Here is a 1,100-nt window from a genome sequence, read left to right on the forward strand (position 1 = left end):
CGCTCTGCACCGCGATCCGCCGCGCATGCGAGGCCGTTTCGACAGGAGGAAGCGGGTCGATCCGGTCGCTCAACACCACCGCATCCGCGGACTGGGCGGCGGCGGTGGCGCCTCGCGCGCTCAACGCCACGCCGACATCGGCCGTGGCGAGCGCGGGAGCATCGTTGAGGCCGTCGCCGACCATCAAGGTGACGGCACGGTGATGCTCCGCCCGCACCCGCTCGACCTTCGTCACCGGCGTGCACTCAGCCTGTACGTCGTCGAAACCCAGCAGTCCGCCGACATCCGCCGCGGTGTCGGCACGATCGCCGGTCAGCATCACGATGCGACGGAGACCGACCGCGCGCAGCCGACGCAGCGTCCGCGCGGCGTCCGGCCTGATCTCGTCCTTCGCCAGGATCACGCCGATCAACTCGCCGCCGACGGTCACCCAGATCGGGCTCGCGCCGTCCAGCCCGGCCCGACGTAGCGCGGAGGCCGCCCAGCCGGATTCGGGTGGAACGCTCCACGGCGGCTTCCCCACGGTCACGTTCTCGCCGTCAACGGTGCCGGTGACACCGATTCCGGGCTCCTCGCGCACATCCGTAGCCGTCCCGATGCCCAGCGGCCGGGCGGCGGAGACGACCGCCGCGGCGAGCACATGCGACGACAGCGACTCCACGGCCGCGGCCGTGCGCAGCACGGCATCCCGGTCGTGTCCGGGCGCCGTGAGCACTTCCGTCACCCTCGGCGCGCCCAGGGTGACGGTGCCGGTCTTGTCGAGAACCGCGGTTTCCGCTCGTCCCAAGGCTTCCAGCGCGCGACCGTCCCGAACGACGACACCGTGCCGACTCGCGCGCGACATGCCGGCGGTGACCGCGATCGGCACGGCCAGCAGCAGCGGACACGGCGTCGCGGTCACCAACACGGCCACGGCCCGCACCGGATCCCCGGTCACCGCCCACGCGATCGCCGCGATGGCCACCGCGAACGGCAGGAACACTGCCGCATACCGGTCCGCCAGCCGCGCCACCGGAGCCGCGTTCGCCGACGCCGCACCGGCCAGCCGCACGATGCCGGCGTACGTGCTCTCGGTTGCCGGCGCACGGCGACAATGTCCA

Annotated in this window: 1 protein-coding gene; it reads right to left on the reverse strand. The window is 72.8% G+C overall.

What is annotated here, in order from left to right:
* On the reverse strand, positions 1-1,051 hold a 1,051-nt coding region (locus KUTG_RS02605), incomplete at its 3' end, for an HAD-IC family P-type ATPase (protein WP_369794424.1).
* Positions 1,052-1,100 lie beyond the last annotated feature (49 nt).

It is taken from the genome of Kutzneria sp. 744 (genome assembly GCF_000568255.1).
Taxonomy (GTDB): Bacteria; Actinomycetota; Actinomycetes; order Mycobacteriales; family Pseudonocardiaceae; genus Kutzneria.